General features: G+C 35.7%; 12 protein-coding genes. 7 read left to right on the forward strand and 5 right to left on the reverse strand.

All coding sequences use genetic code 11. The annotated features are described in order from the left end of the window. Nucleotides 1-293: 293 nt before the first annotated feature. From CSUIS19073_RS07430 to CSUIS19073_RS07460, 7 genes are read left to right on the forward strand one after another with little or no spacing between them, the layout of a single operon-like run. Nucleotides 294-1343 (forward strand): flagellar basal body P-ring protein FlgI, encoded by a 1050-nt coding sequence (locus tag CSUIS19073_RS07430; protein ID WP_086238103.1) that lies wholly within the window; start codon nt 294-296, stop codon nt 1341-1343. Continuing rightward, the gene (locus CSUIS19073_RS07435) at nt 1343-1636 is read left to right on the forward strand and encodes a rod-binding protein (RefSeq protein WP_086242628.1); all 294 of its coding nucleotides are present in this window, start codon (nt 1343-1345) and stop codon (nt 1634-1636) included. The genes CSUIS19073_RS07430 and CSUIS19073_RS07435 overlap by 1 nt, the downstream gene beginning before the upstream one ends. 58 nt (nt 1637-1694) lie before the next feature. Then, entirely contained in the window at nt 1695-1895 is a 201-nt protein-coding gene (locus tag CSUIS19073_RS07440; RefSeq protein WP_086238106.1) for a flagellar biosynthesis anti-sigma factor FlgM, read from the forward strand. Between the two features lie 32 nt (nt 1896-1927). Further along, the gene (flgN, locus tag CSUIS19073_RS07445) at nt 1928-2374 is read left to right on the forward strand and encodes a flagellar export chaperone FlgN (RefSeq protein WP_086238108.1); all 447 of its coding nucleotides are present in this window, start codon (nt 1928-1930) and stop codon (nt 2372-2374) included. 1 nt (nt 2375) lies between these two features. Beyond that, entirely contained in the window at nt 2376-4232 is a 1857-nt protein-coding gene (gene flgK / locus CSUIS19073_RS07450; RefSeq protein ID WP_086242627.1) for a flagellar hook-associated protein FlgK, read from the forward strand. Further along, on the forward strand, nt 4232-5002 hold the full coding sequence (locus tag CSUIS19073_RS07455; RefSeq protein ID WP_086242626.1) for a TIGR02757 family protein: 771 nt from the start codon (nt 4232-4234) through the stop codon (nt 5000-5002). The genes flgK and CSUIS19073_RS07455 overlap by 1 nt, the downstream gene beginning before the upstream one ends. Before the next feature lie 47 nt (nt 5003-5049). Beyond that, the gene (locus CSUIS19073_RS07460; RefSeq protein WP_086238114.1) at nt 5050-6264 is read left to right on the forward strand and encodes a glutamate-5-semialdehyde dehydrogenase; all 1215 of its coding nucleotides are present in this window, start codon (nt 5050-5052) and stop codon (nt 6262-6264) included. A 1-nt stretch (nt 6265) separates the two neighbouring features. On the opposite strand, the gene CSUIS19073_RS07465 is transcribed toward CSUIS19073_RS07460, so the two are convergent. Genes CSUIS19073_RS07465 through der form a run of 5 tightly spaced genes read right to left on the reverse strand, consistent with a single transcriptional unit; the run spans nt 6266 to nt 12792 of the window. Continuing rightward, nucleotides 6266-8647 carry a hypothetical protein gene (locus CSUIS19073_RS07465; protein ID WP_086242625.1) on the reverse strand — a complete coding sequence of 794 codons (2382 nt, stop codon included), beginning with the start codon at nt 8645-8647 and terminating at the stop codon, nt 6266-6268. A gap of 13 nt (nt 8648-8660) precedes the next feature. Continuing rightward, complete coding sequence (gene serS, locus CSUIS19073_RS07470) at nt 8661-9905, reverse strand: serine--tRNA ligase (protein WP_086242624.1); 1245 nt, start codon at nt 9903-9905, stop codon at nt 8661-8663. Nucleotides 9906-9914: 9 nt separating this feature from the next. Continuing rightward, a complete protein-coding gene (trpS, locus tag CSUIS19073_RS07475) occupies nt 9915-10883 on the reverse strand; it encodes a tryptophan--tRNA ligase (RefSeq protein ID WP_086242623.1) in 969 nt (322 codons plus the stop codon). A gap of 3 nt (nt 10884-10886) precedes the next feature. Next, on the reverse strand, nt 10887-11423 hold the full coding sequence (locus tag CSUIS19073_RS07480; protein ID WP_086242622.1) for a shikimate kinase: 537 nt from the start codon (nt 11421-11423) through the stop codon (nt 10887-10889). Further along, a complete protein-coding gene (gene der, locus CSUIS19073_RS07485) occupies nt 11407-12792 on the reverse strand; it encodes a ribosome biogenesis GTPase Der (RefSeq protein ID WP_086242621.1) in 1386 nt (461 codons plus the stop codon). The genes CSUIS19073_RS07480 and der overlap by 17 nt, the downstream gene beginning before the upstream one ends. Between the last annotated feature and the right edge of the window lie 634 nt (nt 12793-13426).

A 13426-nucleotide genomic window follows, 5' to 3' on the forward strand; every position in this document is an offset into this window, starting at 1 on the left:
AAAAGAAATTAAAAAAATTGTCGCAAAGCTGGGCTTAGCTCGTGTGGCGAAGTTAAAAATAAGGGGTACCCCACTTGTGGGGACTTTAGTTTGATTAAACTTTTCTAAAGTTTATCGCAAAGACTAGCTTGGCTAGTTTGCGAAGTTAAAAATAAGGGTAACCCTACGAAGTAGGGACTTTAGTGCGGGGTCAAGCCGATGGGGCTTGTCGTAAAGCTGGGCTTAGCTCAGCTGCGAAGTAAAAATAGGAATAATAATTGCTTAAAGTGTAAAAATTTAGATAAAGGGCTTGTATGAAACTTCTAAAGATCGCACTTTTATGGCTTTTAATAGCGGTGGCGGCTAAGGCGGCGGTTATTAAAGACTTAGCTAGTGTTGTTGGTGTGCGTGAAAACCAACTTATCGGCTATGGCTTGGTAGTTGGTTTAAATGGCACTGGCGATGGTAGTAGTAGCGAATTTACCATTCAATCGCTATCAAATATGCTTCAAACGGTAAATGTCAAAATAAATCCAAATGATATTAAATCTAAAAACACAGCTGCGGTTATGGTAACGGCGAAGTTGCCACCATTTGCCCGTCAAGGCGATAGCTTAGATGTAACGGTAAGCTCCATTGGCGATGCGAAAAATTTAATTGGTGGAACGCTATTGCTAACTGCGTTAAAGGGCGTTGATGGCGATATATACGCTTTAGCACAAGGGGCTTTGACACTTGGTGGCTCTACAGCAAAGGGTGGTAATCACCCAACGGTTGCGACTATATTAAGTGGAGCTTTGGTAGAAAAAGAGGTTGTGTATGATATATACAATAAGCCAAATGCGAATTTGAGTTTAAAAAACTCTAGCTTTCAAACTGCGATTGATATGCAAAATGCGATTATAGCTAAATTTGGCGGTGGATCTGCGGTGGCTTTAGACCCTAGGACGATTAGTTTGACAAAGCCTGATAGGATTAGTATGGTTGAGTTTTTAGCTAGTGTGCTTGACATTGATATGGATTATAAGGCTGAAGATAAGATTATAATCGATGAGCGAACTGGCACGGTAGTTAGCGGGGTAAATATCAAGGTTGAGCCTGTGATAATCTCGCATGGAGCTATCACAATACAGATTGATAATGGCGGATTTGATCCAGCTGCCTTGGCTGATGGCGATGTAGATATAGGTAATGTAGCTATAAATACCAATACAAATATGATTAAGATAAATGAAAGGGATACCACGGTGGCAAATATCACAAGAGCGTTAAATAAGCTAGGTGCTACCCCAAAAGAGATAATAGCTATTATTGAGAATTTAAAACGAGCTGGAGCAATCCACGCTGGTGTAGAGGTGATATAATGAGAGTAGATACAAGTGTTGCGCTTAATGCATATGACGCAGCAAATACGCAAAATTTAGGAAAAGAAAGAGCTATAGATGACGCAGCACTTAGGGAGCAAACTGATGCTTTTGAGGCGTTTTTGGTTAAAGAGGTTTTGGATATTGCCTTAAAAAATGAAAATCCACTATTTTCAAAAGACCCAGGAGATAAAATTTATAACTCAATGTATAATGATGCGATGAGTAGGGCATTAAGCGGTGGATTTGGATTTTCGCAAATGCTATATGATTTTTTAAAAGCCAGAGCCTAAATAAAAGCTGAATTTTTCCGATTTAGCTTAAATGAAATTAGCTAAAAAGGGATTTATAATGATAGGTTCTATAAAAGCAAGTGGTATATATAGTAGCATAGCAACACCAAAAAACGAAAATAAGAAAAACGAAAATATAACACAAACTCAAAGTAGCACTAATAACAAGATAAAAGAGTTATCTGCGATGATACAAAATGGCGAATATAAGATAGATATAGACGCCCTTTCTAAGAAGATTGCCGACTCTTTGATGTAATTTTTGCTCCTTTGAGTTAAAAGGAGCAAAATATGATAAAACAATACTTAGATGAAGCTATAGCAGAGCTTGAAGAGCTAATTTCAATCACAAATCAAGATATACAAAACATTCAAAAAGCTGACCACTCATCTGTAGATGAGCACACTAAGAAAAAAAATGAGTTAGTCCGTAAATTTGAAAAGACAAAATCGCAATTAGATAACGAATTAATCAAACTCGCACAAGCTAGTAGTGGAACAGATCTTGCTAGTATTTTATCAGATGAGATAAAAGATAGGCTAGGCGATTTACGAAGCTCTTTAGAGAGACTTCATAAAGTAAATAAGGAGTATGCTAAATCTGTAGTGGTAGTCAAGGAATTTTACGACTCTTTGCTAAAAGCGATGATGGGAGCGCAAAATATGGCTAGTTCATATGGAGATAGTAAAAACTCTAGCTTAGCAGATGCTGAAAAACTACTTAAATTAAGGGTTTGATATGGGAATTTTCGATTCTTTATATACAGGAGTAAGCGGACTGAACGCAGCTCAAATTCAAATTCAAGTAACAGGCCATAATATCACAAATGTAAATAGTGATTACTATACAAGGCAAAGGGTTGTTCAATCTGCTGCTAGTCCGTTACACTCGGCTCCTGGAGATATAGGGCTTGGGGTTAAGGTTGATACAATTGTTAGAATTCACGATGAATTTACTTTTACTAAGCTTAAAAATGCCTCTTCAAATAAGGAGAGCACGGCATATAAAGAGCAGGTTTTAAAAGAGATAGCACAGAGATTTCCAGATTTGCAAGATACTGGTTTATTAAATGATATACAAAATTACTATCAAGCGTGGAATGATTTTGCCTCTCACTCATATGAAGCAAGCCAAAAGGCAAATTTATTAAATATCACCACAACCCTAACAAATAGGATAAACGATACAGCTTATCAGCTAGAGAGCATTCACTCTAAAATCAATGACGATATAGTTTTGGCAGTTGATGAGATTAACCGCCTTGGTCAGCAAATCGCTGATTTAAATAAGCAAATTCAAGCAGTAGAGACTAAAGGCGGGACAATCAATGCCAATGACCTTAGAGATAAGCGCGACCAACTAGAATCTACAATGGCAAATTTGCTAAATATATCAACTTTTAAAAATGATATACTCTCTGATAGTAGATATGGTGGCAGTATGACAGACCAAGGTAAGGACTATACTCTTAGTATAGATGGCATTACCATAGTAGAAGGGTCAAATTTCCATCCATTGAAGTTAGATACGCAAGGCTCAAAAGATGGATTTGCTACTATTTATTATGAGTTAAATGATGAGACTAGAATAGAGATGAGTAGCAAAATCACCAATGGTAAATTAGGTGCGATGCTTGATATGCGTGGTAGAAATCTTGATGGAGATGGGAATTTAACTGATGGGACTATTACGGATTTTAGAAATAATTTAGATACCTTTGCTACTACTATGATAGTAAATACAAATAATATTTATGCCCTATCAGCACAAAACTCTATGACAAGTGCGGATTTAAAAAATATGCTACCAGAAACACCACTCCAAAATCATAGCTCATATATCAAAAATGGTAGCTTTACTGTAAATGTGTATGATACAAGTGGAAAAATTGTCGCTACAAAACAGATAAATATCGACGCTTCAACTACAATGAATGATACAAGGCAAGGAAATTCGATCGTATCGCAGTTTAACTCCAATGTCGATGGGAATAATGATAACAACCTAAATAATGACTTAGATGATTACTTTGAAGCGATATATACATATGATGAGAAAACTGGTATGGGGCATTTGGGATTTTTGCCTAAACAAGCTGAGGGTGAATATACTATATCGATTGAGGATAATGGGACTAATTTTGCTGGTGTGTTTGGTATGAGTCAATTCTTTGAAGGGGATAAGGCAGCAAATATGCAAGTAGAGCAAAGCCTAAGAGCTGATAGCTCAAAAATTAAAGGAAATAAAGCCCCAATCGATGGCGATAACACTATGGCAAATGAGATGATACAGCTCCAAACCAAACAGATAGACTTTGTAAATAAAGATGGTAGTGTGAAAAATGAGAGTATCGTTGGGTATTATCGCTATTTAACTTCTGATATAGCTAGTAGAACTGAATCTGTAATAGCTCTAAACTCAACAAATCAATCGCTATATGCTAGTGTGTATTCCCAGCACCAAAGCATTAGCGGGGTAAATATGGATGAGGAGCTATCAAATTTAATTCGCTTTCAAAGTAGCTATGGAGCAGCTGCTAAAATCATCACCACGGTAGATCAAATGCTTAATTCGCTTTTGAGTATTAAGCAGTGATGGATAGGCTTAAACTAGCTTTAGATGATGAGTTAGCTAGAGCAAATAGTATAGATGGTCTGTATAGTGCTGCTGATCCATTGCAAGTGGCTAGGAAATTTAAAAATGATCCAATTAAAACGCTGATTTGTGCTCTTTTTGCCTATGGAAATGCTAGGGCGATTGTGAAGTTTTTAAATAGTTTGGAGTTTGATATTTTAAATTTAGACGAGAGCAAGATTTATGATTTTGTGATTAAAAATGGCTGGTTGTATAGATTTCAAAATATCGTTGATGTAGCGCAGATTTTTATCACTATGTCTAGGGCTAGGGAGTTAAATTTCGAGTATATAATATCTAGTAATACACAAAATGGCAAGGTAATTTATGGTATAAACGAGCTTATAAAGTCATTATATCAGCTAAATAATTATCGCTCTAGTGGGTATGAGTTTTTCTTTGGCAAGGTTTTTGAAAATGAGCCAAAAAGCCCGTATAAACGCTATAATATGTGGCTTAGATGGATGGTAAGGGATAGGGATATTGACCTTGGAGTTTTTAAGAGTATTGATAAATCAAATTTGATCTTACCGCTTGATACTCACACTCATAAAGTTACTCAAGCAATTGGGCTTTGTGATAGAAAAAGCTATGATTATAAGGCCGCTTTGCAAATTAGCAATAATCTTGCGATTTTTGACCCAAATGATCCGATTAAATATGATTTTGCTCTATATCGCATTGGTCAAAGTGGTGCTTTGGAGAGATTTTTAGAGAGAATAAAAGGGTAAATTTAATAAAAACTTGCTAATATAGATAAAAAAATTTAGGCAGAGCTATGGAAAAAAGATTACAAGAATTAAAAAAATCTACCAAAAAATTACAAATTTTAAACCAAAATCAAAGAGCAAATTTAATAGAAAATATAGCTAATTCTATAGAGCAAAATATAGATAAGATTATAAAAGCCAACGCTATAGATTTACAAAATGCTAAGAATCTAAGCTTAGCACTTCAAGATAGATTAAAATTAGATGAAAATCGCATAAAAAATTTAGCCAAAAGCATTAAAAATATAGCGTTATTAAAAGATCCAATAGGCAAAATAAAAGATGGCTGGATAGCAAAAAACGGCTTAAAAATAGAAAAAATCAGCGTCCCGCTTGGAGTGATTGCTATCATATATGAATCTCGCCCGAATGTAACGGCTGAAGTTGTGGCTTTAGCTATTAAAAGCGCTAATGGATGTGCGTTAAAAGGCGGGAAAGAGGCGATAAATACAAATTTGGCTATTGTGGAGATTATCAAAGATAGCTTAAAAGAGTATGGCGGTTGTGTTGAGTATTTTGATATTAGCAGAGATGAGGTTTTGGATTTTATCAAAATGGATAAATATCTGGATTTGGTGGTGCCAAGAGGTGGCGAAGGGCTGGTGAAATTTGTAAGCTCTAACTCCAGCGTGCCTGTGCTAAAGCACGATAAAGGCGTTTGCCATATCTATATACATAAATTTGCAAATATCCAAAAAGCCTTAGATATATGTATAAATGCCAAATGCTCACGCCCTGGAGTGTGTAACGCTGCTGAGAGTGTGCTAGTAGATGAAGATTTGGCGAGTGAGTTTTTACCGCTATTAAAAAGTCAGCTAGATAAATTTGGGGTTATAATTTATGGTTGTAAAAGAGCTAATCAGATAATAGAGTGCCAAGAGGCTAGCAAGGATAGCTATGATAATGAGTATTTGGATTTTAAGCTAAATTTAAAGGTAGTAAGTGGATTTGATGATGCTATAGAGCATATAGATAGGCATAGTAGCGGTCATAGCGAAGCTATAGTAAGCGATGATTATAGTGCGTGTGAGAGATTTTTAAGCTTAGTTGATAGTGCTTGTGTGTATGCGAATGCTTCAACTAGATTTAGCGATGGTGGCGAGTTTGGCTTTGGTGGGGAGATCGGTATTAGCACTGGGAAAATGCACGCCCGTGGCCCTGTGGGCGTTGATGAGCTAACGACATATAAGTATATCATTAGGGGCGAGGGACATATTAGGTAGGTTATTCTAATTTAAAAGTGAAAAACTCACTTTTATATCCGCTATCGCCTAGTCCATTATACTGGGTTATAGCAGCTTCTATATTTCCAACTTCTTGATATAATAACCCAAGGGCTAATCTAGCTTCGCTGTAGGTTGGATTGGTGAGTTTAGCAAGTTCTAAATAACCAATAGCACTATCTGGGTGATTAGCTCCAATGCTTGCTACACTGGCTAAAAATAGCGTATTTGCGTCATCTATATTCTCATTATTTATTAGCTCATTATATATGGTGTAGGACTCTTCATAGTGACCTGTGAATAGATCTAGATATGCTAAAGTGTATAAAATATCTTTAGTATTTTTAGTAGAGACTTTTAGATCAGCTACGATACTTTCACGCTCTTTATGTAAAAGCCCTGCAATTTGTAAAAGCTTTATATACTCACTTCTTATGATAGAAGCACCACCATACAGTGCGCCTTTATCTAGTTTTGTTGTTAGAAATTTGATTTGAATATCTTTAGCATAATTTTTAATATTTTTAGTATCAAATCTAGTAGCTGAGTATATAATATTGGTTAATACATCATTTGGTAGCTTTTCGTTTAACTTGCTAGTAGCTGGAGCTATAATCTCACTTCTTTTGGTTACATAGGCTGAAATTATGTTAAATACGATATTTAGAACACTATCATTGCGGTTTTGATCTAGCCAGTTATTTAGTGCACTCTCATTGCCTTGAGTGAGCTGAATCATAGCTTTGTAGATATTATTTTGATCTAAATTTGGGTCTAATTCTATATTATCTAGCACTTCATTTGTAAGACGCCTTGAATCTTTGCTTATCATTTGAGCAGTTATTATAGCGTAGGCTCCAGCTATATAATTTAGCGGATCAAGATGATAGCTAGTAACAAAGTGCTTGTATGCTTGAGCAAAATCCCCAAGCTGAGCAAATGTAAGAGCTAGATTGAATTGGACAATTGAGTGATTTGGGTATAGTTTTGTAATCTCTAAAAAGTCGCTATTTGCCTCTCTTAAATTATTATTAAGTGCTTTGAATATGGCTTGAGATAGCATTGCGTTGGCTTTGGATACTGCTCCACTAGTTTTTAGATACTCATCTGCTACGCTATTTTCATCTACAAATAGGCTTAATCCACCTTTTCTGATATATTCAATTGTCTGTTTAGGGTCAAATGCCTTATATGGAGTGAAATAAAATAGAATTTGATATAGGGTATTTTGGTTAAAAAATCTATTTGTATCGTAGTTTTTTTGTGCTAAATTTATATCAAATAGCTCTGGATTTAATATGGTTTTAATAGGATATGTATCTTGTATAAAGGTGGAGTTATAATCATTTAGCATTTTTAAGATTTTAGCTGTGGAGGCAAATTCCCCTGTTTTAAGATCGATTAAAGATATGGCTAGATGGGTTAATGGGGCGTTTTTCTCATCTATTAGGGCTTTATTTAGATACTGCTTAGCCTCTTTATACTCGCCAAGTCGTGCGTATAAAAGCCCAAGAGGTAAGTTTATATCATAGTCTTGAGCGGCTTTAATGGCTTTAATCGCCTCTTTATCTTCGTGGAGATAGCTTAGGATTTTTGATCTTAGATACTCTTTTTGACTGGTGTAATATTTTGAATTTGATAGCTCTAAAGTGTGTAAAGCCTCTATATAAAATCCGCGGTAAAAGCTCACTAATGCATTATAAAACTCATATAAATTTACATCACTATCTCTGTTTATAAAGGCATTTGCTAAGTCAATATAGTATTTAAATAGCTCTTCATCGCCAATTTCCAAAGCACACACTGCTATATTAATAGCACTTACTGTGATATTTTCGTTATTGCTAATGGCCTCTTTAAATGTCTCAATAGCATCTTTAAATAGCCCTTGATTCATCTTAGATACGCCAAGATTATATTTAGATAGAGATTCATTATATAGTGCGATATTTTCATATAGTTTGAGTGCTTCGATTTTGTTGCCACTTTCGTATAGTTTATTAGCTTTGATTAGCATACTATCGATTTTGGAATTTTGAAATTTTTGCGTTATTGTAGGTATGGTGATAGGTTCTACATCTTTTTGCGAATTTGGCTGGGTTTGAATGGTTTCTTCTTTAGAGCTTGAGAATATAATAATAGTAATTAACAAAATTAGAGCCAATAAACCAGAGACTATTATAATTATTAGCCTTTTGTTAAGTTGAGATTTTGGCGTATCATCACTATCTTCTATATCTTTTAAATCCTCATCTGTAGTAGGATTTAGAGCGGGTGCTTCTGTGGATTCTATAGATACAATATCATCGCTAGAATCCGCATCTTTATCTAGGATTACTACTTCTTGCCCATCTTGTTCTAACTCTGTTAATTCATCTGCCACTTTAAATTCCTAATTAGAAATACTTTTTCAAAACTTCTGGAATAGTTATTGAGCCATCGCTATTTTGATAATTTTCCATTATGGCAATTAGCGTTCTACCAACTGCAAGGCTAGAGCCATTTAGCGTATGGGCTAAAAGATTTTTCTTATCATCTTTATATCTGATTTTAGCGCGTCTAGCTTGAAAATCACGAGTATTTGAGATTGAGCTAATCTCCCTATATTTGCCTTGACCTGGTAGCCACACTTCTAAATCAATTGTCTTAGCAGCACTAAAGCCCAGATCTCCACTACATAGCATCATATGGCGGTGCGGTAAGCCAAGAGCAGTTAGCATATCACTAGCACAGCTTACCATCTCACTTAGCATTTCATCGCTTTTATCAGCTTTAGTGATGGCTACTAGCTCCACTTTTTCAAATTGATGTTGCCTAATCATACCCCTAGTATCACGCCCAGCACTCCCAGCTTCTTGTCTAAAGCAAGATGAGTAGCAAGTCATTTTAATAGGTAGTTTATCAGCTGGTATAATCTCATCATTATATATATTTGTTACGGGAACTTCGCTTGTAGGGATGAGATATAGATCTTCTCCATCTACTTTATATAAATCCTCAGCAAATTTAGGTAGTTGACCTGTGCCATAAAGAGTATTTGAACTCACCAAAAACGGCACATTAACAAGCTCAAACCCACGGCTTGTATTAAAATCAATCATAAAATTTACAAGCGCTCTTGAGAGCCTAGCCCCATCGCCTCTAAGAATTGTAAATCTACTTCCTGATATCTTAGCCCCAGTAGCAAAGTCCAGCCACCCAAGTGCTTCGCCTAGCTCGTGGTGCTCTTTTGGGGTAAAGTCAAATTCCCTTGGGCTTAAAACATTTAAAATACAGATATTATCATCTTCATCATTGCCTAGCGGAACATCATCATCTATGATATTTGGCACGCTTTTGGCTATTTTTTCTAAATTTAACTCTAGCTCATTTACCACGCCAGATAGTGCTTGAAGATCTTTTTTATTAGCTTCAAGCTCCATTTTTAGCTCACTTATATCCTCTTTATTTCTAGATTTTATGCCTAATTCTTTGCTTTTTGAGTTTTGTATGGCTTGAAGATTTTCTAGTTCAAGCTTTTTAGCCTTAAGTAAATTATAAGCTTCTAAAAGATTAGCAAGCACTCCATCACCAACCTTTTTAGCCTTTAATTTGGCATTAAATTCATCATAATTTGTCTCTATCAATCTTAAATTTATCATAATCCTTCCTTAATAAATTCCTACAAAATCTCTTACTTTTTCCATTGTTTCATTTGATATTTTTTGAGCCTTTTTGCCACCTTCATTTAGTATCTCTATAATCTCATTTTGGTTATTCATATAGTAATCAAATTTATCCCTAGCAGGTGCGAAATAATTCCACACAAGCTCATTTAAATACGCCTTAAAATGCCCATATCCTTCGCCACCTTTAGCATATCTATCTTGTAAATTTCCTAGCTCTTTTTCATTTAAAAATAGCCTAGCAATCGCATAAATATTACAACTTTGCCAATCTTTTGGCTCTTCAAGGGGAGTGCTATTAGTTACAACCGAATTACACTGCTTTTTAAGCGTCTTAGCATCGCTAAATATATCAATTGTATTTTTATAGCTCTTACTCATTTTAGCCCCATCAGTCCCTGGTATGGTGGCTAGATCTTGAGCTATATCAGCCTTAGGTAGGGTAAATATCTCTTTATAGGTGTTATTAAATTTAAGTGCTAAATCTCGTGCTATCTCTACATGCTGGATTTGATCCTTTCCTACAGGGATTTTATCAGCATTAAAAAGCAAAATATCAGCCGCCATCAAAATAGGGTAGCTAAATAATCCATGATTAGCCTCTAAGCCCTTAGCGACCTTATCTTTATAAGCGTGAGCTCTCTCTACTAGCCCCATTGGTGTAAGCTGAGATAGTATCCAATATAGCTCTAAGACATCTTTAACATCGCTTTGAACCCAAAATGTAGAGCGATTAGGGTCTATCCCAAGTGATAAGAATGCAGCAGCAGCCTCTATGGTATTAGCTTTGAGCGATTTAGCGTCATTTAAAGAGGTCATAGCGTGGTAATTAGCTATGAATATAAACATCTCATCATCGCTACTATTTTGCCTATCTATCATCGGCTTGATACTAGCAAAGTAGTTGCCTAAGTGGAGTTTGCCAGATGGTTGAAGTCCTGTTAGAGTTCTCAAATTTTATCCTTTTAGATACTTTTTATTTAGCAATTTTATGATTTTTGTAGCTATTTGTTCTGGAGTTTTATTCTCTACATTTATGATTAAATCAGCCTTTTTAGCATAAGCCTCATCACGCTCTTTGTGTAAGGCTTTAGCCTTAGATAAATCGCTTAAAAGCGGTCTTTTGGCTAGTTTTTTATCCGCATTTGGGGAATTTGCGATACGCTCCATTATCTTATCAAAGCTTGATTTTAGGTAGATTACGGTGCCAATTTTATTTAAATTTTTAACCTTGTAAAATCCCCCACCAGTGGATATAACAGAGCCATTTACGGATTTTTCTAAGAATTTAGCTAGGCTCTTTTCTATCTTTCTAAACTCAGCCTCACCATCATCTTCAAAGATTTTTTTAATCTTTTTATTAGCAAAGCTCTCTATCAAATCATCTCCATCAATAGCAAAAACTCTTAACTTACGAGCTAAAACCCTAGCTACGCTACCCTTGCCAACGCCCATAAATCCTATTAAAATTATATTTTTATATGTCTGTCTCATTTTTGCCCTTATTTTTTGGTATTAAAACTACTGGAGTTCCATTTAAGCTAAATCTCTCTCTAAGCTTATTTAGCAAATACCTTTTATAGCTAAAGTGTAAAGATCTAGGCTTATTCATCACTAAAGCGATCTTTGGTGGCGCAAATCCAAACTGAGCCGCATAGAAAATCTTAACAATCTTGCCATGATCTCTAGGAATAGGGTGAGTTCGCACAGCCTCTTCTATAAGTGCGTTTAGCTCTGAAGTTTTAATCCTTTGAGTGTAGTTTTGATATATCTCTTTTATGAGTGGATAGAGCTTGTGAATTCGCTTTTTACCAAGTGCTGAAACACTAATAATCGGGGCGTAAGCTAGAAATTTAAATCTATCTCTAATCTCAAATGCGACCTTATCAAACTCATCATGCTCCTTATCCCATTTATTTAGCACGATAATCACACCAAGCTCAAATTTCCCCACTAGCCCAGCGATTCTCTCATCAAGCTCTGTAAATGGCTCACTCGCATCTAGTACAAGCAGAGCTATATCGGCTACTTCTAAGATTTTTTGGGTGCGATTTAGGGCGTATTTCTCTATCCCTTCTATTTTGCCACGCTTTCTAATCCCAGCAGTATCGACAAATTCAAAGACCCTACCATCATAGACAAAACTCTCATTGACAGGATCAATCGTAGTCCCAGCTATGCTACTTACTACTGAGCGATTATCATTTACAAGTGCGTTTAATAGACTTGATTTGCCTACATTTACACGGCCGACTATACCAACTTTTATATTTTTATTCTCATAATCTATAGCTTTATTGTCTAAATCCAACTCACCATTATCATTAAAATCTTCTAAAAACTCATCAAATTCATCAGCGTCAGCTTTTAAATTTGATTTTGGTAGTTGCTTATAGATCCACTCACAAAGCTCATCAACCCCAGTAGCGTGGCTTACAGATAGATTAAAAACCACACTAGCGCCAAATTCATTAAACTCCCAGCTACGCTCCTCATCTTTTTTGCTATCAACTTTATTTACCACAAGCGCAATTGGCTTATTTAATTTTAATAAAGAGTAAAATAACCTTTTATCCACATCATCAGGAAGCATCTTGCCATCTACCATAAAGATTATGATATCGGCGTATTTTGCAGCATTTAATGTGTTATTTTTGACATTTATAAATAGCTCATTACTCTCATCTATTCCGCCACTATCTATTAATATACAGCTTTTATCATTGATTTGAATTTCAGTCTTATTTGTATCTCTTGTAGTGCCACTAACTTCGCTAGTTATAGCAATTCTTTGTCTAGCTAAGCGGTTAAAAAGTGAGCTTTTACCGACATTTGGACGGCCTACTAGTATTATTTCTTTCATAGGTTTCCTTAGAAATGATTAGGCTAGATTATATCCAAAAGCGCATTAAGCATTTATAAAATTAAATTTTCAATAGATTAAAATTGGATTTTAAATATTAAATTTGATAATTTTTATAGCGAAAATTTTATAAAAGCCTTTCAAGGTTGCTGAGCTTTCGCTCAGATTTTATAAAACAAATTTGAAGCAAATAGGGGTCACCCTACGCAGTAGGGACTTCAGGTGGGTCAAGGGAGTGTAACTCCCTGTCGCAAACGGCGACTTGTTGCCGTGCGAAGTTAAGAATTTATTTTTAAGTGGGAAGGGGGATGCTTTTTGGCAGATGAGTAGCGTGATAGTTAAATGATGCTACGAAAAATAAGAGCGAAGCTACCTTACCCTTCCCCCTTAACAACCCCCAACCCCTTGTAAAAGCCTTTCAATGGGTGGCTTACGCCACAAAATTTTCGCAACAAAAAACTCGAAGGAGTTTTTGGCGAAAATTTGGAGTAAAAATAAAAATGCCAAACTGGGAAGGGGCTCTGATTTTTAAGGGATAGGGGAAACTATTTTTAACTTCGCAGGTCAGCAAAGCCGACCTTTGCGACAAGGAGCTACGCTCCCTTGACCCACCTGAAGCCCCCACGAGTGGGGT

This window comes from Campylobacter sp. RM19073, assembly GCF_024723495.1.
In the GTDB taxonomy this organism is placed as follows: Bacteria; Campylobacterota; Campylobacteria; order Campylobacterales; family Campylobacteraceae; genus Campylobacter; species Campylobacter porcelli.

Excerpts from the sequence above, each read along its gene's own strand:
- CSUIS19073_RS07480 (WP_086242622.1), bottom strand. The coding sequence starts at position 11,423 with ATGAGACAGACATATAAAAATATAATTTTAATAGGATTTATGGGCGTT.
- CSUIS19073_RS07460 (WP_086238114.1), top strand. The coding sequence starts at position 5,050 with ATGGAAAAAAGATTACAAGAATTAAAAAAATCTACCAAAAAATTACAA.
- CSUIS19073_RS07430 (WP_086238103.1), top strand. The coding sequence starts at position 294 with ATGAAACTTCTAAAGATCGCACTTTTATGGCTTTTAATAGCGGTGGCG.
- CSUIS19073_RS07440 (WP_086238106.1), top strand. The coding sequence starts at position 1,695 with ATGATAGGTTCTATAAAAGCAAGTGGTATATATAGTAGCATAGCAACA.
- flgN (WP_086238108.1), top strand. The coding sequence starts at position 1,928 with ATGATAAAACAATACTTAGATGAAGCTATAGCAGAGCTTGAAGAGCTA.
- CSUIS19073_RS07435 (WP_086242628.1), top strand. The coding sequence starts at position 1,343 with ATGAGAGTAGATACAAGTGTTGCGCTTAATGCATATGACGCAGCAAAT.
- serS (WP_086242624.1), bottom strand. The coding sequence starts at position 9,905 with ATGATAAATTTAAGATTGATAGAGACAAATTATGATGAATTTAATGCC.
- CSUIS19073_RS07455 (WP_086242626.1), top strand. The coding sequence starts at position 4,232 with ATGGATAGGCTTAAACTAGCTTTAGATGATGAGTTAGCTAGAGCAAAT.
- der (WP_086242621.1), bottom strand. The coding sequence starts at position 12,792 with ATGAAAGAAATAATACTAGTAGGCCGTCCAAATGTCGGTAAAAGCTCA.
- flgK (WP_086242627.1), top strand. The coding sequence starts at position 2,376 with ATGGGAATTTTCGATTCTTTATATACAGGAGTAAGCGGACTGAACGCA.